This is a genomic window from Micromonospora sp. NBS 11-29, from assembly GCF_002140155.1.
Lineage (GTDB): Bacteria > Actinomycetota > Actinomycetes > Mycobacteriales > Micromonosporaceae > Micromonospora.
The window spans coordinates 445399-464909 of record NZ_NAPR01000004.1; the positions used below are offsets into that span (position 1 = coordinate 445399).

Consider the following 19511-nt stretch of genomic DNA (forward strand, 5'->3'; position numbering starts at 1 on the left):
CGTGGAGCTGGGGGTTGCCGGGGTCATGGTCGAGTCGGGGCACCTGGCGGGGTACGACCGGGTGTGCGGGTTCCGGCTGGCCGACCGGGTGCCGGGGACGTACCTGCATGTGCTCGGGTTTCCGCTGTCGCTGCGGCTGATGACGTTCGCCGGCTTTCCGATCCCGCTCATCGGCTTGGTACATGTGGCCAACCGGATCACCGTCCGTCGGCCGGTCCGGGTCGGCGAGAGCGTCGACTTTCGCACGTACGCGGAGAACCTGCGCCCGCACGAGCGGGGCCGGCAGCTCGACGTGGTGCTGGTCGCCTCCGTCGGCGGCGAGGAGGTCTGGCGCGGCGTGTCGACGTACCTCGGGAAGGAGCGCGCGTCCGGCGGCGGCCCGCGGCGGGGTGACCGGCCCGCACCGCCGGCCGCTTCGGCGCGGTGGCGGGTGACGCCGCGGGTGGGTACGGACTACGCACGCGTCTCCGGCGACCGCAACCCGATCCACACCTCGAAGCTGGGCGCGCGGCTGCTCGGTTTCCCGCGTCCGATCGCGCACGGCATGTGGAGCAAGGCCCGTTGCCTGGCCGCGCTGGAGTCCCGGCTGCCCGAGGCGTACACCGTGGACGTGGCGTTCAAGCTGCCGGTGCCGCTGCCGTCCACGGTGGCGTTCAGCGCCGGCGCCACCGGCGAGGGTTGGGACTTCGGACTGCACGGCGCGCGGGACGGGCGACCGCACCTGGTCGGCACCGTCCGCTGAGGAAAGAGGGGGCTTGTCGGCCCCCTCTTTCGTGCGCTAAGTTGTTCTCAGATTGAGTTGTTCTCAACTTGAGAGAGTGAGCGCCGTGAACGAGCAGGACTTCCTCGCCGGCTACGACCCCCGGGACTATCCCGCGGTCGCGGTCACCGTCGACGTGGTCGCGTTGACCATCCGCGAGGGCGCACTCCACCTGCTGCTGATCCGCCGGGGCGCACCGCCGTACGCGGGGCAGTGGGCGTTGCCCGGCGGCTTCGTCCAGCCGGGCGAGGACCTCGGCGCCGGCGCCCGGCGCGAGCTGGCCGAGGAGACCGGCCTCGGCGGCGAACGACTGCGCCGGGTGCACCTGGAACAGCTCGGCAGCTACGGCGCCCCCGACCGGGACCCGCGGATGCGCGTCGTGTCGGTCGCCCACCTGGCGTTCGCGCCCGACCTGCCCGACCCGGTCGCCGACACCGACGCCGACGAGGCGGCCTGGTTACCAGTCACGGCGCTGACCAGCCGGCAACTCGCCTTCGACCACGGCGCGATCATCGCCGACGGGTTGGAGCGGGCCCGCTCCAAACTGGAGTACACGCCGCTGGCCACCCGCTTCCTCGCGCCCGAGTTCACGATCACCGAGCTGCGGGCGGTCTACGAGACGGTCTGGGGTCACCCGCTGCACGCCGGCAACTTCCACCGCAAGGTGCTCTCCGTGCCGGGCTTCGTGGAGAGCACCGGCGCCAGCACCGAGCGCGGCGGCGCACGCGGCGGGCCCCGCGCCAAGCTCTACCGCGCCGGCTCCGCCCGCCTCCTCCACCCCGCCCTCCTCCGATGAAGCGCAAGGAGGGGCCCCCGCTTAACGCCTCCGGTATAGGCGGGGGCCCCGCTTATCACCGGCAGCTCAAGGCACCACGGCACCCGAGCGACAACGATCTGATGCGCCGGGAGGCGCGTGCGCTGCGGCGGATCGCTGAGCGGGGGGACGCGCGCCACCTGGCGTACGTGCCCCGGCTGGTCGACTCCTACCCGGTGCGGGACCCGTCGACCGGAGCCGAGCTGCTGGTCAACGTGCTGGAGGCCGTACCGGGGCTGCACAGCCTCGACGACGTACGCCGCGCGTACCCGGATGGGGTTGACCCGCGCGACGCGGCCTGGATGTGGCGGCGGCTGCTGGTCGCGCTCGGCCTGGCCCACCGCGCCGGCGTGGTGCACGGCGCGGTCCTGCCCCGCAACGTGCTGATCGAGCCGGACGCGCACGGCCTGGTGCTCGTCGACTGGTGCTTCTCGGCCGAACCCGGCGGGCTGGTGCCGGCGCTGGTGACCGAGCTGGCCGACTGGTACCCGCCGGAGGTCACCGGGAAGCGGCCCTGCGGCCCGGGCACCGACATCGCGCTGGCGGCCCGCTGCATGACCTGGCTGATGGCCGACCGCGCGCCGCGCGAGCTGCGCGCCTTCGCGGACGGCTGCCGGCAGCCGGCGCTGTCCGCCCGACCGGACGACGCGTGGCGGCTGCTACGCGAACTCGACGAGGTGCTCGACCGGCTCTACGGGCCGCGCACCTTCCGACCCTTCACCCTCAACCCCTAGGGAGGCTGTCATGGGCAGCGGAATCTGGTCCACCGACGTGTACGACGCCGCCGACCGCTACCGGCGCAAGACCGGCCGGAGCGCGTTCTCCTACAGCGACAGCGGGGCCCGCACCGTGCACCCGGCGCTCGACCCGCGCGACGCGACGCGGGAGAGCCGCGACTCCGCCGAACACCCGCAATCGACGCCGATCGCGGTCCTGTTCGACGTGACCGGCTCGATGGGGCACGTCCCCCGGGTGCTCCAGAGCAAGCTGCCGCAACTGCTCGGCCTGCTGCAACGCCAGGGGTACGCCCGCGACCCGCAGGTCATGTTCGGCGCGATCGGCGACGCCACCTGCGACCGGGTGCCGCTCCAGATCGGGCAGTTCGAGTCCGACAACCGGATGGACGACGACCTCGGCCGGATCGTGCTCGAAGGCGGCGGAGGCGGCCAGATGACCGAGTCGTACGAGCTGGCGCTGCACTTCATGGCCCGACACACGGTCACCGACAGTTGGGAGAAGCGCGGCCGACGCGGCTACCTGTTCGTCATCGGCGACGAACTGGCGTACCCCCGGGTGAAGGNCAGGTCGTGGACGAGGTGACCGAGCGCTGGGACACCTACTACCTGCTCCCCGCCGGCAGCCACTACGCCGGCAACCGCAAGGTGCTCGACTTCTGGCGCGGACTGCTCGGGCAGAACGCGGTCGAGCTGGACGACCTGGACGCGGTCTGCGAGACGATCGCGCTCACCGTCGGCCTCGGCGAGCAGGCCATCGACCTGGACGCCGGCCTCGACGACCTCAACCGGGCCGGCTCGACCGCCACCCGTACCGTCTCCCGGGCGCTCGCCGCACTCGGCGGCGGCCGACGCGCGGTGGCGGCGCTGCCGTTCACCCCGACCGACGGCGACAGCGGGATCACCCGGCTGTGAACCATGTGATGGTGGTCGACCTCGGCTACGGCGACGCCGGCAAGGGCACCGTCGTCGACGCGCTCTGCGCGGCCCGGCCGGTGCACACCGTGGTGCGGTTCAACGGGGGCGCGCAGGCGGCGCACAACGTGGTGCTGCGCGACGGGCGGGCGCACACGTTCGCCCAGTTCGGGGCCGGGACGTTCCGCCCCGGCGTACGCACGCACCTGGCGCGGCAGGTGGTGGTGGACCCGCTGGCGTTGGCCGCCGAGGCCGACCACCTCGCGTCGGTCGGGGTGCCCGACGCGTTCGAGCGGTTGACCGTGGACGGGGAGGCGCTGCTGGCCACCCCGTACCACCGGGCCGCCAACCGGGCCCGGGAGATCGCCCGGGGCGCCGACCGGCACGGCACCTGCGGGCTGGGGGTGGGCGAGGCGGTCGCGTACGGCCTCGCCCACCCNGCGGAACTCGGGCCGCTGGACGCGCCGCCGGTCGACGACTGCCTGCCGGCGTACGCGGCGTTCGCCGACCGGGTGGCGATCGTCGACCGGAGCTGGCTGGCCGGGGCGCTGCGCGCCGGGACCTGCGTCTTCGAGGGGGCGCAGGGGGTGCTGCTGGACGAGTGGCACGGCTTCCACCCGTACACCACCTGGAGCACCACGACGTTCGCCAACGCGGAGACGCTGCTCGCCGAGGCGGGGATGGCCGGTGCCGCCCAGCGGCTCGGGGTGCTGCGGGTGACCACCACCCGGCACGGCCCCGGGCCGCTGGTCACCGAGGATCCCACGCTGCCGTTCACCGACCCGCGCAATCCCACCAACGCCTGGCAGGGCCGGTTCCGGTTCGGGCACTTCGACGCCGTCGCCCACCGGTACGCCCTGGAGGTGGCCGGCGGCGTGGACGGGTTGGCGCTGACCCACCTCGACCTGGCCGGCCCGGAGCTGCGGATCTGCCGCCGCTACGCGGATGGCCTCGACCGGCTCGTCCCCGGGCCGGCCGGGGATCTGGAGCGGCAGGCCGCGCTCACCGACCGGCTGATGCGGGCGCGGCCGGTGCTCGACGAGGTGCCGAGCGACTGGGCGACGACGGTCGAGGAGGCGCTCGGCGTACCCGTGGTGCTCACCTCGCACGGCCCTCGCGCCGAGGAGAAGGAGGGGCCCCTTGTTAACGCATTTTGTCTAGGAAGGGGCCCCGCTTAACACCGCACCGCCGAGCATTGGGGCATGGGGGACGTGCTCGGCCTGCTGCACCAGACGGTGACCTCGCCGTGGGTGTACCTGGTGATCGTCGCGGTCACCGCGGTCGACGCGTTCTTCCCGGCAGTGCCGGGCGAGACCGTGGTGATCACGGCCGGCGTCTTCGCGGCCGGCGGCGAGCCGAATCTGGTGGCGGTGATCGTGACCGCCGCGTTCGGCGCGCTGGTCGGCGACCACGTCTCGTACGCCATCGGGCGCGGCGGCGGCGCGCACCGGTTGGCCCGGCTGCCCGCCGACAGCCGACGGCGGGCGAGTTCCGAGTGGGCCCGCCNTCCTCACCACCGCCCGGTACGTCCCCGGGGGCCGCACCGCGGTCACGCTCACCATGGGCGCGGTCCGCTACCCCGCGCGGTCGTTCCTGCTCTACGACGCGCTGGCCTGCGGCACCTGGGGGATCTACTGCGGGTTGCTCGGCTACTTCGGCGGCCTGGCGTTCGAGCACAACCCGGTCACCGGCCTGCTCGCCGGCGTCGGCATCTCGGTGGCGGTCACCGGCCTGGTCGAGGCCGCCCGGTGGGCCCGGCAGCGGTCCCGTACCCGCGCCGCGACCCGCCGCGGCGGTTAAGAAGGGGCCCCTCCTCTACCGAATGCGTTAACAAGGTCCCCTTCCTTACTCAGCCAGCGGGGGCCAGGTGACGCCGCGTAGGAGTTGATCGGCGCCCAGCCAGGCGACGTTCATCATCCGGGTGGCGGTCTTCTCGGCGTCGGCCTCCGGGTGATCGGCCAGCCAGTCGGCGAGCGACTCGGACGCGCCGACCAGCGCGTACGCGACCACCTCCAGGTCGGTGGCGCCGACCTCGCGGCCGGAGGCGCGCAACGCGTGGTCGAGCATGCCGGCGACCACCTCGACCACCCGGCCGCGCATGGTGGCGAGTTCGGCGGCGAACGGCTGGGAGCCGCGGGCCTGTCGGTAGAGCACCGCCCAGCCGTCCCGGTGCGCGCCGACGAAGCCGAAGAACGCGCGCAGCCCGCGCCAGAGCCGCTCGTCGGCGGGCAGGTCGGGGGCGGCGGCTCCGGCGATGGCCTCCATCATCCGGGTGCCCTCGCGGTGCAGGCAGGCGACGAAGAGTTCCTCCTTGGTGCCGAGGTAGGCGTAGACCATCGGCTTGGAGATGCCGGCGTCGTCGGCGATCTCGTCCATGCTGGCGGCGTGGAAGCCCCGGCGGGAGAAGACCTTGACCGCCGCGTCGAGCATCTGCTGTTCGCGTACGGCCCGGGGCAGGCGCTTGAAGGTCGGTGTGCTGGACACCCTTGCGAGCATACCTACTCGTGCGTAAGGTTACGCCAGAGTAACCAACGAGAGGTGCGTCCCCCCATGACTGACTTCGACCCGGCCAACTTCGCGAACGTCGGCCCGAAGGAGTTCGCGCAGCTGGTCAAGTCCACGCCGGACGACAAGATCGCCGAGATCATGTCCGGCGAGCTGCGCGGCAAGGTCCTCAGCGAGGTCTTCAACCGGATGCCCACGCTGTTCCGCGCCGACCGCGCCGGCTCGACCAACGCGGTCATCCACTGGAACATCACCGGTCGCCCGGACGGCGGCACCGACACCTACGAGATCGTCATCGAGAACGGCACCTGCACCGTCTCGGAGACCCCGACCCGGGACCCGAAGCTCGCCCTCACCATGGGTCCGGTCGAGTTTCTCAAGATCGTCTCCGGCGGGGCCAACCCGGTGATGATGTTCATGACCGGCAAGCTGAAGGCCAAGGGTGACCTGGGCCTGGCCGCCAACATCGCCAACCTGTTCGACATCCCCAAGGGCTGACCATGGCCGAGTTCTCGCTTGACCTGAACGAGGAACAGCGGGACCTCCGCGACTGGGTGCACGGCTTCGCCGCCGAGGTCGTGCGCCCGGCCGCGGCCGAGTGGGACGCCCGGGAGGAGACTCCCTGGCCGGTCATCCAGGAGGCGGCGAAGGTCGGCCTGTACGGGTTCGAGTTCCTCGCCACCTGCTGGGCCGATCCCACCGGCCTCTCCCTCCCGATCGCCAGCGAGGAACTCTTCTGGGGCGACGCGGGCATCGGCCTGAGCATCTTCGGCACCGCCCTCGCGGTCGCCGGCATCTACGGCGCGGGCACNCCGTCGCCGCGTTCTGCACCACCGAGCCGGAGGCCGGCTCCGACGTCGGGTCGATGCGGACCCGCGCGGTCTACCACGAGGCCACCGACGAGTGGGTGCTCAACGGCCAGAAGGCGTACGCCACCAACGGCGGCATCGCCGGGGTGCACGTGGTCACCGCCTCGATCGCCCCCGAGCTGGGCTCGCGCGGGCAGGCCGCGTTCGTCGTACCGCCGGGCACGCCCGGCCTCACCGCCACCCGCAAGCTGCGCAAGCTCGGCCTGCGCGCCTCGCACACCGCCGACGTCTTCCTCGACGACGTCCGGGTGCCGGGCCGCTGCCTGCTCGGCGGCCGGGACGCGCTCGACGAGCGGCTGGCCCGCGCCCGGTCCGGTCAGCGTGCCTCCGGCCAGGCGGCGATGCGCACGTTCGAGCTGTCCCGCCCGACCGTCGGCGCGCAGGCGCTCGGCGTGGCCCGCGCCGCGTACGAGTACGCCCTGGACTACGCCAAGGAACGGGTCCAGTTCGGCCGACCCATCATCGAGAACCAGGCGGTCGCGTTCGCGCTCGCCGACATGAAGATGGAGATCGACGCCGCCCGGCTGCTGGTCTGGCGGGCCTCCTGGATGGGCCGCAACAACCGGCCGTTCACCGCCGGTGAGGGCTCGATGTCCAAGCTGAAGGCCGGCGAGGTGGCCGTCTCGGTGACCGACCGGGCGGTCCAGCTCCTCGGCGGCGCGGGTTTCCTGCGCGACCACCCGGTCGAGCGGTGGTACCGGGACGCCAAGATCTACACCATCTTCGAGGGCACCTCCGAGATCCAGCGGCTGGTCATCTCCCGGGCCATCTCCGGGATGCAGATCCGCTGATCGCCGCCGGATCCCGGCCCGCGACGGCACGCCGTGCCGGGCACCGTCGCGGGCCGGGTCGGCGCGGAGACCACGTACGCGAAGGAGGTTTGCGCCGTGGACCTGCCGTTCATCGTCACCACGCTGACCCGACGCGGACTGCTCACCCCGGGCCGCCCGATCCGGGTGGCCTCGCAACTCAACGCGCTGCGCCGGTGGGGCTGGAGCCTCGCCGGGGAGTTGCGCCAGGCCGCCGCCCGTGACCCCGGGCGGGTCGCCGTGGTGGACGAGCACGGCGCCGCGCTGACGTACCGGGAACTGCTGGACCGCTCGGAGCGGCTGGCCCGTTCGCTGCGGGCCGGTCTCGGCGTGCGGGCCGGCGACCGGGTGGGCCTGCTCTGCCGCAACCACCACGGGCTGATCGAGGCCATCGTCGCGTCGATGCTGCTCGGCGCGGACGCCGTCCTGGTCAACACCGGCCTTTCCGCGGCGCAGCTGGTCACCGTCGCCGAGGAGCAGGGCCTGTCCGTGCTGGTGCACGACGCCGAGTTCGCCGACCGCGTCCTCGGCCTGCCCGCCGAGCTGCACCGGGTGGACGAGGCGCGGCAGGAGGAGCTGATCGCCGGCGCGGTGCCGGGCGACAAGCTCCAGCCGCCGGAGCGCGACGGCCGCACCATCGTGCTGACCTCCGGCACCACCGGCACGCCCAAGGGCGCCCGCCGGCCCACCCCGCACGGCTTCGGCCCGCTGGTGTCCATCATCGACCGGATCCCGCTGCACGCGCGGGACGTCGTGATGATCGCCGCGCCACTCTTCCACACCTGGGGGTACGCCGCCCTCCAGGTCTCGTTCGCGCTGCGCGCCACCGTCGTGCTGCACCGCCGCTTCGATCCGGCCGCCACTCTGACCGCGCTGGCCGGGCAGCCCTGCGACGCGCTCTTCGCCGTACCGGTGATGCTGCAACGGCTGATGGAGGTCGCGCCGCCGCAGCCCCGGCCGCCGCTCAAGGTGGTCGCGGTCAGCGGCTCGGCCCTGCCCGGCAACCTGGCGACGGCGTTCATGGACCGCTACGGCGACGTGGTCTACAACCTGTACGGCTCGACGGAGGTCTCCTGGGCGTCCATCGCCGGTCCGGCCGAGCTGCGCGCCGCGCCCACCACGGCCGGCCGGCCCCCGCACGGCACCCGGCTGGAGATCGTGGACGAGGCGGGGCAGCCGGTCCGCGACGGCCGCGTCGGGCGGATCTTCGTGGGCAACGAGATGCTGTTCGAGGGCTACACCTCGGGTGCCGGCCGGGAGAGCCGCGACGGCCTGTTGGACACCGGTGACCTCGGTCGGCTCGACGCCGACGGCCTGCTCTTCGTCGACGGCCGGGCCGACGACATGATCGTCTCGGGTGGGGAGAACGTCTTCCCCTCCGAGGTGGAGGACCTGATCGCCCGGTTGCCGCAGGTCCGCGAGGTGGCCGTGATCGGCGTACCCGATCCGGAGTACGGCCAGCGGCTGGCCGCGTTCCTGGCGCTGCGTCCCGGCGAGACGCTCGACCCGGACGCGGTCCGCGAGTACGTCCGGCGCTATCTGGCCCGCTTCTCGGTGCCCCGGGACGTGATCTTCGTCAAGTACCTGCCCCGCAACGCCACCGGCAAGGTGCTCGGTCGGGAACTGCGCCGTTACTTCGGCTGATCGGCTGACCACACAGGACGGACGACGGTGGTAGCTTTGCCCCGTTTCTGTGGGTGAACGGGGATGAAACACCATGGTCCGACTCCGCCGGCGTACCGCGCTCGGCCTCCTTCTCGGCGGCGCGTCCGCCTCCGCGCTCGGCCCCATCGAGCCGGTGCACGGCGAACACCGCGAGGCCCCGCCGGTCCGGCGGCAGCTCCCGCCCGTCGAGGTGGAGAACCGCGCGGCGGGCCAGCCCTGGTGGCCGGCGGGCGGCGGCCGGGCCGCCGACGACCGGCGACGCCAGATCCAGGGGTACGCCTCGACCACCAGCGTCGCCCCCGGCGAGGTGATCGACTTCCACGTCGCGGTCGACCCGGCCGGCCCGTTCCGGGTCTCCGTGCACCGCCTCGGCTGGTATGCCGGCGCCGGCGCCCGCACGCTGCTGACCAGCGCCGAACTGGCAGGCGTGCCGCAGCCGGTGCCGCCCGCCGACCCGGCCACCGGCGCGCTCGACTGCCGGTGGCCGCGCTCCTGGCGGCTGCGGATTCCCGAGGGCTGGGTCTCCGGCCTCTACCAGGCGGTCTTCACCTCGGCCGCCGGCTGGCGGGCGTGCACGCCGTTCGTGGTACGCGACGACCGGCGGGCCGCCGCGCTCTGCGTGGTGCTGCCGGTGACCACCTGGCAGGCCTACAACCAGTGGCCCCGGGACCGGCGGACCGGCCGCAGCCTCTACCACGGCTACCGCCCGAACGGGCGACGCGATCCCGAGCTGCGCGCCCGCGCGGTCTCCTCCGACCGCCCGTACGCGGGCGCGGGCCTGCCCATCCACATCGACCGCGACCAGGACGCGATCCGGTGGTTGGAGCGCAACCGCTACGACGTCAGCTACGCGACCAGCTTCGACCTGCACTCCGGGCGGCTCGACCCGGCCCGGCACCGGGGGCTGGTGTTCTGCGGGCACGACGAGTACTGGTCGGCCGAGATGCGCCGGGCCGCGGAGGACGGGCTGGCCGGCGGCACCAGCCTCGCCTTCCTCGGCGCCAACAGCGTCTACTGGCACGTACGCGTCCGGGCCGGCGCGGACGGCCGCCCGGAGCGGATGGTCGAGTGCGTCAAGACCCCACCCGACGCCGGCGAGGACGCCGCCGGCCCCACCGTGACCTGGCGCAACCTCGACCGGCCGGAGCAGGCGCTGCTCGGGGTGCAGTACAACGGCATCGTGCTGACCCCGCAGCCGCTCGTGGTGCGCTCGGCCGACCACTGGGTGTGGGCCGGCACCGGGGTGGCCGACGGCGACCGCATCCCCGGCGTGGTGGTCGGTGAGGCGGACGGGCTGAACGCGGGCGCGGCCCGTCCCGCCCAGCCCGGCGAGACCGTGCTCAGCGCGTCGCCGTACCCGGCGCAGCAGGGCGGGCGGCGGATCCAGAGCAGCCACGTCTACGAGACGCCGCGCGGCGCGGTCGTCTTCGCCACCGGGACGCTCGGCTGGACCATGGCGCTGGACCGGCGCGGGCACCGCGATCCGCGGATCGAGCGGGCCACCGCCAACGTGCTCGACCGGATGGTCGCCCGGGAGCGCTAGGCGGGACCCTACGGGTCGGTGCGCGGGTTTTCCCCCCAGGACCGATCGCGGGTGCGGTGCGGGATCGTCCCGGATGTCCGGGCGGTCCGGCGGCGACAGGATCGACGACATGAAGATCATGGATACGGCCCGCCGCACGGCCGCCGCCGCGCTGGCCGCCGGTCTGCTCGCCACCGCCGTCCCGGGTACGGCCCTCGCCGCGTCGCCCGACGGTCCCCACCGAACGGGCTGCGCCGCCGGCACCCTCGACCCGACTCCGCTGCGGCAGGCAATCGCCGGGCTGCCGACCGGCGACGCGACCAGCGCCCAGGTCCGGATCACCACCCCGGCCGGCTGCTGGACCGGCACCAGCGGGGTACGCGACCTGCGCGGCTCCGCCCCGGTGCCGCCGCACGCCCGGTTCCGCGTCGGCAGCGTCACCAAGGTGTTCACCGCGGCGGTGACGCTCCAACTGGCCGCCGAGGGGCGGCTCGACCTCGACGGCACGGTGCAGCGGTACCTGCCCGGCCTGCTGCCCGCCGACTACCCGCCGGTGACCGTCCGGCAACTGCTGAACCACACCCACGGCATCCCCAGCCCGACCATGCCGGACGGGATCGAGTGGCAGCTCGCCCACCGCTACGACCGGTGGACGCCGGAGCAGATCGTCCGCCTCGGCCTGCGCAACGGGCGCGAGTTCGACCCCGGCACGCGGCAGCACTACACCAACATGGGCTACATCGTGGCCGGCATGCTGATCGAGAAGGTCACCGGCCACTCGTACGCCGACGAGGTGCGGCGACGCATCGCCCGGCCGCTCGGCCTGCGGGACACGTACGCCCCCGGCGACGACCCGCGCATCCGGGGGCCGCACGCCCACGGGTACCAGGCGGTCGTCCGGGACGGCCGGACCGAACTGGTGGACGCGACGGTCTGGAGCCAGACCTTCACCCCGGCCTCCGGCAACCTGATCTCCAGCCTGTCCGACCTGGACACGTTCATGACCGCGCTGTTCGCCGGGCAGGTGGTGCCGGAGCCGTGGCTGACCGAGATGTTCACCCGGCCGGTGTTCGCCGACGGCAGCACCGGCGAGTACGGCGCGGGGCTGAAGGCCCTGACGGTCGGCGGCCAGACGCTGTGGATCAAGACCGGCAGCCGGTTCGGCTACCTCGCCGGCGTCGCCGCCACCCGGGACGGCCGGTTCCGGGTCGGGTACTCGATCACCGCCACGGACGCCAAGGGCGAGGAGTTGGGCGCGACCGCCCAGGCGGTGATCGGCGCGGCGATCGGCATGCTGCCGCCCGCGCCCCCGGTCAGCCCGGGATCGTGATCCGGCCGTCCACCGCCGCCGCCGCGATGTCGGTGCGGTGGTGGGCGCCGGCCAACTCGACGCCGCGTACCAGTCGGTAGGCGGCGTCGCGCGCGGCGGCCAGGTCCGGGCCGGTGGCCGTACCGCAGAGGACCCGGCCGCCCGCGGAGCGCAACGTGCCGTCGGCGTCCCGGCGGGTGCCGGCGTGGATGATCCCGGCGCGGTCCGCGCCGGTGATCACATCACCGGTACGCGGACCCGCCGGGTANTGCGCGCCCAGCGTGCCGGTCGCGGCGGCGTGCAGCAGCCCGCCCAGCGGCGTCTCCAGCAGCGCCAGCACGACCTGGGTCTCCGGGTCGCCGAAGCGCGCGTTGAACTCGATCACACGCGGGCCGGCGGGGGTCATCGCCAGGCCGACATAGAGCAGCCCGGCGAACGGGGCGCCCCGGCGGCGCATCTCGGCCAGCGTCGGGTGCACCACGTCGCGCATCACGTCGTCGACCAGACCGGGCGGGGCCCAGGGCAGCGGCGCGTACGCGCCCATGCCGCCGGTGTTCGGCCCGGTGTCGCCGTCACCGACGCGCTTGAAATCCTGCGCGGGCAGCAGCGGCAGGGCCGCCTCGCCGTCGGTGACCACGAAGAGCGAGACCTCCGGCCCGCTGAGGTATTCCTCGATCACCACCCGACCGCACTCCGCGGCGTGCCGCTGCGCGACCGCCCGGTCGTCGGTCACCACCACGCCCTTGCCGGCGGCGAGCCCGTCGTCCTTCACCACGAAGGGCGCGCCGAACTCGTCCAGCGCCCGCGCCACACCCGCCGCGTCGGTGCAGGTGTACGCACGCGCGGTCGGCACCCCGGCGGCGGTCATCACGTCCTTCGCGAACGTCTTCGACCCCTCCAACCGGGCCGCCTCGGCACTCGGGCCGAACACCGCGATGCCCTTGGCGCGTACCGCGTCGGCGACGCCCGCCACCAGCGGCGCCTCCGGCCCGATGACCACCAGGTCCGCTGCCACTTCGACGGCGAGCGCCGCCACCGCCGCCGAATCGGTCGGGTCAACCTCGCGCAGCGAGGCAATCTCGGCGATCCCCGGATTCCCCGGAGCCGCCACCACCACCTCGACCGAGGGATCCCGCCGCAACCCGAGCGCGAGGGCGTGCTCCCGCCCCCCACCACCCACAAGAAGTACCCGCACGACCCCGCATCCTACTGACCCCCACCCCCCACCCCGTTGATCAAGGAGTTCGCGTCTCAGAAATGCGGCCCGCCGACGCCAATTCCTTGATCAACGGGTGCGCCGCAGGGCCTCGCGGACCGTCTGCGGGATGTAGTCGGGGCGGAGGGTGTCGGACCAGGTGAAGCGGAGGATGCGCCAGCCGGCGTTGATCAGGCGGTTCTGCCGGAATCGGTCGGCATAGACCGCTCCCGGGGCCAGATGCGGAGCCCGACCGTCCGCCTCCGCGATCAGGCGCGCGTGGCGCCAGGCGATGTCACCGATGCCAAGCAGGTAGCCGTCCTCATCCCGGACATGCAGTTGCAGGACGTCCGGCGGCACCCCACCGTCGACGCACCGGAGCCGGACACGCGTCTCCAAAGGCGACTGGGCCCGACCGTCCGCCTCGGCTACGAACCCGCGCGCGTCGACGGCTCCGCGGCGACCCGCGACGCCCGCAAGCACCAACGGAATGTCGGCCTCGGTCAGGAGCCCTCGGTTGAGAGCGGAGTCGAGAACGCACACGGCCGGATAGCGAGCCACGCGTAGGACGAGATCGGCCACGGTGCGCACGGGAGTCGTGGTCGACACACCGTCAACCCGGTCGATCTCCGCCGCGTTCAGCGTCAGCTGGTGCAGCGCCAACCCCGACTCGGCTCGACGCTGCATGTGCGGGCGATCAGGCGGCACGGAGACGTGGATCGTTTCCGTCGGCTGGAGACCGCCGATCCCGTGCAGTTCGGCGGCAGTGGTCAGCACGGCGACCGCCCCCGGCCCCAGACCCGCGACCGCGGCACGGATGCGGACTCGTCGTAGCGCCGCTGCGGGCGGCTCGGGGAACGGCAGATAGCTACCCCGCGAGACCCGCCTCCACCGGCCAGTGCGGACCAGGTGCCGGATCTGGTCCCGGCTGAAGCCCAGGCGCAAGGCCTGCGCCGCGCCCACGAAACCACCCTGCCGGACGGCCAACCGCCTCAGTTCGTCGAGATCGCCCACCCACGCACACTCGCGCGGCTGGCGACCCCCCGGAAACCCCTGTGGACAACTCTGTGGACAACCCTTCCCCGAGGGTGCCCACCTCACCTTGTTGATCAAGGAGTTCACGTCCGGCCCAGCGTCGGATCCTGACACAAACTCCTTGATCACCGCCGCGGTGGGGTGGGTGGGAGGGAGGGGAGGGGGGAGGGGGNCGTTTTCCTCTCGGCCTGGGCCTACTCCGACGACGCTCACGCGGGTGCCGGTCAGTTCCTCGATCCTCGCGATGTAGCGTCTCGCGTTCTCGGGGAGCTGGTCCTCGGTCCTGGCCTTGGTGATGTCCTCCCACCAGCCGTCCAGCTCTTCGTAGATCGGCGTGGCGTGGTGGAAGTCGGTCTGCGTCATCGGCATGTCGTCGAAGCGCTCGCCGTTGATCTCGTAGCCGACGCAGATCGGCACCTTCGGCAGGCCGGTGAGCACGTCCAGCTTCGTCACCACCAGGTCGGTGACGCCGTTCAGGCGACACGCGTAGCGGGCCACGACCGCGTCGAACCAGCCGCAACGTCGCTCCCGGCCGGTGGTCGTGCCGTACTCGTGGCCGACCTTGCGCAGGTGCTGGCCGTTGTCGTCGAACAGCTCGGTGGGGAACGGGCCGGAACCCACCCGCGTCGTGTACGCCTTGCTCACCGCGATCACCTTGGTGATGGCGGTCGGCGGGATGCCCGCGCCCACGCACGCCCCGCCCGCCGTCGGGTTCGACGAGGTGACGAACGGGTAGGTGCCGTGGTCCATGTCGAGCATGGTGGCCTGGGCGCCCTCCAGCAGCACCGTCTCGCCGCGGTCCAGCGCGTCCCAGAGCATCACCCGGGTCTCGGCGATGTACGGGCGCAGCCGCTCGGCGTACCGCAGGTATTCCTCGACGGTCTCCTCGACGTCGATCGCCTTGCGGTTGTAGACCTTGAACAGCGTCTGGTTCTTCTCCCGGAGCGCCAGCTCCAGCTTCTTGCGCAGGATGCCCGGGTCGAGCAGGTCCTGAAGCCGGATGCCCATCCGGGCGACCTTGTCGCCGTACGCCGGGCCGATGCCCCGGCCGGTGGTGCCGATGCGGGAGCTGCCCAGGTAGCGCTCGACCACCCGGTCGAGTGCCCGGTGGTGCGGCATGATCAGGTGCGCGTCGCCGGAGATGCGCAGCCGGGAGACGTCCACGCCCCGCTCGGCGAGGCCGTCGATCTCCTGGAGCAGCACCTTCGGGTCGACCACCACCCCGTTGCCGATGACGATCATCGCGTTCGGCGAGAGCGCGCCCGACGGCATCAGGTGCAGCGCGTACTTCTGGCCGTCCGGGGTGATCACCGTGTGGCCGGCGTTGTTGCCGCCGGAGTAGCGCACGACGTAGTCGACCCGCTCACCCAGCAGGTCGGTAACCTTGCCCTTGCCCTCGTCGCCCCACTGGGCACCGAGGAGCACGATCGCTGGCATCTTCTCCGCCTCCAGAAGGCTCGGGTGCCAGGTGGCGACCGGTCGGCGAGCCCGGGGTGTCAGGCTAACAAGTAGTGACGGCAGGACCAGCACGGGTTCGCCGAGAAGCAGGAGGCTCCTTCGTGTACGACGTGGTGCTGCTCACCCTCGGCTCGGAGCGGGACGCTCCCGGTGGGGGCTGCGGCAGTGGCGGAGCCTGCTGCGGTGGCGCGTCCGAGGCGACCGGCGAGGGGCCCGAGGAACGCTGCGAGACGCCACGCGTACCGGTGCTGGCCTGTGCGGACGCGCTCACCGCCCGGGGCGCGCGGGTGACCACCGTGACCGCCCGGTCGGACGCGGAGATCGACGAGGTGCTGGCCGGCCTCGACGGCCCGCCCCGCGCCGACGGCCTCACCTGGCCCGACCCGGACGGCAAGACCCGGCTGGTCGTCGCCACGGCCAGTGACGGTCAGTTACGCGCCGTGCTGCGCCGGCTGGTCCGCCGGTACGCTCCGCCGCCCAGCCGCCGTCCGGCTGACCTGGCGGAGAACCGGACGCTGCCCGACCTGCCGCCGGTGGGCGTACTCCCGTTGGACCCGGCCCGGGCCGGGGCGGCGCGGGACCTGGCCGCGCAGCTCGGGCTGCCCCGGGACCCGGCGGCCGTGGCCGCGGCGGTGCTCGGCGGTACGGCCCGACGCCTGGACCTGCTGCGCAACGACGGCGGCTCGGTGACGCTGGACGGCGCGCTGCTCGGCGCGGCCGACGACGCGACCGGTCGCCCGCTGGCCTGGCGGGCCCGCGTCGAGGTCGACGGCACTGTGCTGAGCGACGGTACCGAGCCGATCACGGCCTGCGCGATCGGCAACGCCGGCGGGTACGCGCGCCTCGGCGAGGTGGCTCTCCTGTCCGACCCGGACCCGACCGACGGGCGGGTGGTGGTCGGTGTGGCCGTGCCCGTGGTGGCCCGATCCGCGTTGGGCCGGAAGAGGGTCCGGCTCGAGGTGCGTCGGGCCCGGGGCCGGGCGGTGGCGGTCGTGCCCCGTGACGGGAAGGTGCCCTACCTCGACGACGGTGTCGAGGGCGAGTTGAGCCGGAAGCGGTCCTGGTGGACCGAGCCGGGCGCGTGGGCGGTCTGGACGGGCTGACCTCGATCGATCCCTCGACCGGGTCGCCCGGCCGGCCGGACCGCCTATCCTCGGCGGGAAGAATGGGGAGGGACCGTGGTGCACGAGAACGACGACCGGGCCCACGTACCGGGCCGACCGCAGGTGCCGGAGCGGGACGTCGAGCCGCTCTGGCCGCCGGAGGAGACCGACGGCGTGATCACCGCCGCGCCGTGGGCGGCCGCCACCCAGCCGGCCCCCGGCCCGCCGCCGGTGGCACCCGCCCCCGCCGCGCCCGTAACCCACGTCCCGACGCCCCCCGGGGCACCCGGGCCGGTGCCCGCACCTCGCTGGGCGGCCGGCGGCCCGGCGGACGCGGCCGCTCCCCCCGGCGTCCCGGCAGCGGCCACACGCAGCCCGGCCAGCGCGGCCGGCCCCGAACCGGCAGCGGTCACGCGCAGCCCGGCCAGCCCCGGCCCGGCAGCGGTCACACGCAGCCCGGCCAGCGCGGCCGGCCCCGAACCGACAGCGGTCACGCACCGCCCGGCCACTGCGGCGGGCACCGGCCCGGCCGTGGTTCGCGCGGGCCGCGCCGGCGGTGACGCCCCGGCCAGCGGGCGGGCGGAGTCGCCGTGGGCCCAGCCGCCGCAGCGCACCACGCCCGAGGCACCCGCACCGGCGGTCAGTGCCGGGGCGCCGGCGAGCAGCGCGCCGGTGGAGGTCGGCCGGTCGAGCGCGCCCTCGGCGGAGACCCCGACCCGGCTCGGGCCGTACCCGCCGGCTCCGGACGTGCCGCTGCCGCAACCGTCGTACGGCGACGGCGCGGCCTACCCGCCGCCCGCGTATCCGCCATCCGCCTACCCACCGCAGCCCGGCCATCCGGGCTGGTACCCGCCGGGATGGCCGCCGCAGACCGCAACACCGCCACAGGCGGGCACACCGCAGACCGCGCCACCGCAGACCGGGGCGTCGCACCCCGCCGACGGGCCACCGTCGGGTCCACCGGTGCCGCTCGCCCTGCCCCCCGGCGTGTACCCGGAGCTGGGCTGGGCACCGCCGCAGGCGACCCCGCCGACCGCCGAGGAATTCACCCGGCGCCGTCAGGTCCGGCCGGCCGACCCGGTGGCCACCATGGGGGTCCGCGCGGTGGTCAACCGGATCGGCCTGGTCCGGCTCGCGCCCGGCCGGCACGAGCAGGAGATGAAGCGCGACATCGAGATGGTCCGTCGCAACTTCGGCGGACTGCGCCAGGTGACGGTGGTCAACCCCAAGGGCGGCGCCGGCAAGACGGTGGCCATCCTGCTGCTCGCCATGACGTTCGGTCAGAAGCGCGGCGGGTACGTGCTGGCTTGGGACAACAACGAGACGCAGGGCACCCTCGGGATGCGGGCGCAGCAGGACTTCCACGCCCGCACGGTGCGCGACATGCTGCGTGACCTGGCCCAGTTCCAGGGTCCGCACGGCCGGGTCGGCGACCTGTCGCAGTACGTCCGTTCGCAGGGCGAGGGCATGTTCGACGTACTCGCCTCGGACGAGTCGGCGACCGGCGGCGAGATGCTGACCGCCGCCGCGTTCGCCGAGATCCGCGAGGTGGTGAGCCGCTTCTACAAGCTGATCTTCGTGGACACCGGCAACAACGTCCGGGCGCAGAACTGGCAGGCCGCGATGGACGCCACCGACCAGCTCGTGGTGACCATGTCGGCGCGGAACGACTCCGCCGAGACCGCCGCCCGGATGCTCGACCATCTGGAACAGAGCGGCCGGCAGCGGCTGGTCCGGCAGGCGGTCACGGTGGTCTCGATGCCGCCGTCCCGCAAGGAGATCGACCTGCCGACCATCCAGGCCCACTTCGCCGCCCGCACCCGGTCGGTGCTGCTGGCGCCGTACGAGCGGCTCATCGACACCGGCGAGCCGCTGCGGTACGGGCAGCTCTCCGCCGCCACCCGGGACGCCTGGCTGAAGATCGCCGCGTCGGTGGCGGAAGGGCTGTAGGACGGGCGCGACGGCCGACCCCGCCGAGGGGCCGGCCGTCGCAGCGGGGTCGGTCAGTCGCTGGCGAGCGCGTCCCCGGCGGCCGGGTCGCAGTCGCGGAGGAACTGGGCGCAGCGGGCCGCCTCGTCCGCCTCGCCGATCTCCCCGGCGGCCCGGGACAGCACGTAGAGGCAGCGCAGGAAGCCCTGGTTGGGCGCGTGCGACCAGGGCACCGGGCCGTGGCCCTTCCAGCCGCTGCGGCGCAACTGGTCCAGGCCACGGTGGTAGCCGGTGCGGGCGTACGCGTACGCCGGGACGACCTGGCCCGCGGCGAGCGCGCGGCCGGCCAGCGCCGCCCAGCCGGCGCTGTAGGTCGGGAAGCGGGCCGCGACCTCGGCGTACGCCTCGTCGGTGCCCTGCTCCAGCGCTGCGGCGAGCGCGGCGTCGGCCTCCTCGGAGGCGGGGAGCAGGGTGGCCGGTGGCTCAGGCAACAGGTTCTGCATCGCCCCATTCAACCCGCTTCGCCCTGGGGCGCGCGAGGGGGTCCGGCCAGCCGGTCGGCTGAACGGCTGAGGGTTTCGTCACGCCTGCGGCGCGACCAGACGTACCGGCGGCCCATGCCGCCGCGATCGTTCCTGCACTACAACTACAGGTCCGGAGCCTCCCCAGGAACCGGTTACGCAGGAGCCCGGTGGCCGTGCCCGCCGGGCTCCTGCCCGTACGCCCGGGTTTGCGACGTTGCCGGGCGGGGGCAGGATGAGCTGGTGCCGACCCCACCACCCGCGGACGTCATCGAGCCGCACGCCCCCCACCTCAACGAAGTCCAGACCCGGGTCGAGTTCGACCGGCGGATCGCCGAGGGGACCCTCGCCGGCCTGACCGTGCAGGG

The 19511-nt window shown here is 73.8% G+C and carries 14 protein-coding genes and 4 pseudogenes; 13 read left to right on the forward strand and 5 right to left on the reverse strand.

From position 1 onward, the window contains the following. The 6 genes and pseudogenes from B1205_RS06135 to B1205_RS06160 all read left to right on the forward strand — a co-directional run. Positions 1-742 (forward strand): MaoC/PaaZ C-terminal domain-containing protein (locus B1205_RS06135; protein WP_254909747.1); only part of this gene is annotated, 742 nt, incomplete at its 5' end. A gap of 85 nt (positions 743-827) precedes the next feature. Then, a complete protein-coding gene (locus tag B1205_RS06140) occupies positions 828-1556 on the forward strand; it encodes an NUDIX hydrolase (protein WP_089154954.1) in 729 nt (242 codons plus the stop codon). Next, entirely contained in the window at positions 1553-2308 is a 756-nt protein-coding gene (locus B1205_RS06145) for a serine/threonine protein kinase (protein ID WP_254909748.1), read from the forward strand. Before B1205_RS06140 ends, B1205_RS06145 begins: the two co-directional genes overlap by 4 nt. Before the next feature lie 10 nt (positions 2309-2318). Further along, a pseudogene (locus B1205_RS06150) lies at positions 2319-3223 on the forward strand (hypothetical protein). After that, a complete protein-coding gene (locus tag B1205_RS06155) occupies positions 3220-4401 on the forward strand; it encodes an adenylosuccinate synthetase (RefSeq protein WP_089154711.1) in 1182 nt (393 codons plus the stop codon). The pseudogene B1205_RS06150 and the gene B1205_RS06155 overlap by 4 nt, the downstream one beginning before the upstream one ends. A gap of 24 nt (positions 4402-4425) precedes the next feature. Next, positions 4426-5023: pseudogene (locus tag B1205_RS06160) on the forward strand (DedA family protein). A 45-nt stretch (positions 5024-5068) separates the two neighbouring features. On the opposite strand, the gene B1205_RS06165 reads toward B1205_RS06160, so the two are convergent. Continuing rightward, complete coding sequence (locus B1205_RS06165) at positions 5069-5707, reverse strand: TetR/AcrR family transcriptional regulator (RefSeq protein WP_176308444.1); 639 nt, start codon at positions 5705-5707, stop codon at positions 5069-5071. A 66-nt stretch (positions 5708-5773) separates the two neighbouring features. Here B1205_RS06165 and B1205_RS06170 point away from each other — a divergent pair, with 66 nt between their 5' ends. The 5 genes and pseudogenes from B1205_RS06170 to B1205_RS06190 all read left to right on the forward strand — a co-directional run bounded on the left by B1205_RS06170 (position 5774) and on the right by B1205_RS06190 (position 11923). After that, on the forward strand, positions 5774-6226 hold the full coding sequence (locus tag B1205_RS06170; RefSeq protein WP_089154713.1) for an SCP2 sterol-binding domain-containing protein: 453 nt from the start codon (positions 5774-5776) through the stop codon (positions 6224-6226). 2 nt (positions 6227-6228) lie between these two features. Further along, positions 6229-7388 (forward strand): annotated as a pseudogene (locus B1205_RS06175) (acyl-CoA dehydrogenase family protein). 96 nt (positions 7389-7484) lie between these two features. Beyond that, a complete protein-coding gene (locus B1205_RS06180; RefSeq protein ID WP_089154955.1) occupies positions 7485-9050 on the forward strand; it encodes an AMP-binding protein in 1566 nt (521 codons plus the stop codon). 73 nt (positions 9051-9123) lie between these two features. Then, positions 9124-10614 carry a N,N-dimethylformamidase beta subunit family domain-containing protein gene (locus B1205_RS06185; protein WP_089154714.1) on the forward strand — a complete coding sequence of 497 codons (1491 nt, stop codon included), beginning with the start codon at positions 9124-9126 and terminating at the stop codon, positions 10612-10614. 109 nt (positions 10615-10723) lie between these two features. Then, complete coding sequence (locus B1205_RS06190) at positions 10724-11923, forward strand: serine hydrolase domain-containing protein (protein WP_217809759.1); 1200 nt, start codon at positions 10724-10726, stop codon at positions 11921-11923. Here B1205_RS06190 and purD read toward each other — a convergent pair. The 3 genes and pseudogenes from purD to B1205_RS29535 all read right to left on the reverse strand — a co-directional run. Beyond that, the gene (purD, locus tag B1205_RS06195; RefSeq protein ID WP_089154715.1) at positions 11907-13097 is read right to left on the reverse strand and encodes a phosphoribosylamine--glycine ligase; all 1191 of its coding nucleotides are present in this window, start codon (positions 13095-13097) and stop codon (positions 11907-11909) included. The genes B1205_RS06190 and purD overlap by 17 nt on opposite strands. A 90-nt stretch (positions 13098-13187) precedes the next feature. Beyond that, positions 13188-14261, reverse strand: a complete 1074-nt coding sequence (locus tag B1205_RS32870; RefSeq protein ID WP_369597261.1) for a type IV toxin-antitoxin system AbiEi family antitoxin domain-containing protein — start codon at positions 14259-14261, stop codon at positions 13188-13190. A 21-nt stretch (positions 14262-14282) separates the two neighbouring features. Then, positions 14283-15569, reverse strand: a pseudogene (locus tag B1205_RS29535) (adenylosuccinate synthase); the annotation flags it as partial. 122 nt (positions 15570-15691) lie between these two features. Here B1205_RS29535 and B1205_RS06205 point away from each other — a divergent pair. Both B1205_RS06205 and B1205_RS06210 read left to right on the forward strand, forming a co-directional pair. Beyond that, entirely contained in the window at positions 15692-16693 is a 1002-nt protein-coding gene (locus B1205_RS06205; protein WP_089154716.1) for a hypothetical protein, read from the forward strand. 75 nt (positions 16694-16768) lie between these two features. Next, positions 16769-18643 carry a MinD/ParA family ATP-binding protein gene (locus B1205_RS06210; RefSeq protein WP_089154717.1) on the forward strand — a complete coding sequence of 625 codons (1875 nt, stop codon included), beginning with the start codon at positions 16769-16771 and terminating at the stop codon, positions 18641-18643. A gap of 53 nt (positions 18644-18696) precedes the next feature. Here B1205_RS06210 and B1205_RS06215 read toward each other — a convergent pair whose 3' ends face one another. After that, positions 18697-19125, reverse strand: coding sequence for a DUF3151 domain-containing protein (locus tag B1205_RS06215; protein ID WP_089154718.1), 429 nt, complete (start codon positions 19123-19125; stop codon positions 18697-18699). Positions 19126-19511: the final 386 nt, after the last annotated feature.

Bases quoted from the DNA above. Each gene is read 5' to 3' on its own strand.
- B1205_RS06145 (WP_254909748.1), top strand. From the start codon at position 1,553: ATGAAGCGCAAGGAGGGGCCCCCGCTTAACGCCTCCGGTATAGGCGGG.
- B1205_RS06170 (WP_089154713.1), top strand. From the start codon at position 5,774: ATGACTGACTTCGACCCGGCCAACTTCGCGAACGTCGGCCCGAAGGAG.
- B1205_RS06185 (WP_089154714.1), top strand. From the start codon at position 9,124: ATGGTCCGACTCCGCCGGCGTACCGCGCTCGGCCTCCTTCTCGGCGGC.
- B1205_RS06190 (WP_217809759.1), top strand. From the start codon at position 10,724: ATGAAGATCATGGATACGGCCCGCCGCACGGCCGCCGCCGCGCTGGCC.
- B1205_RS06215 (WP_089154718.1), bottom strand. From the start codon at position 19,125: ATGCAGAACCTGTTGCCTGAGCCACCGGCCACCCTGCTCCCCGCCTCC.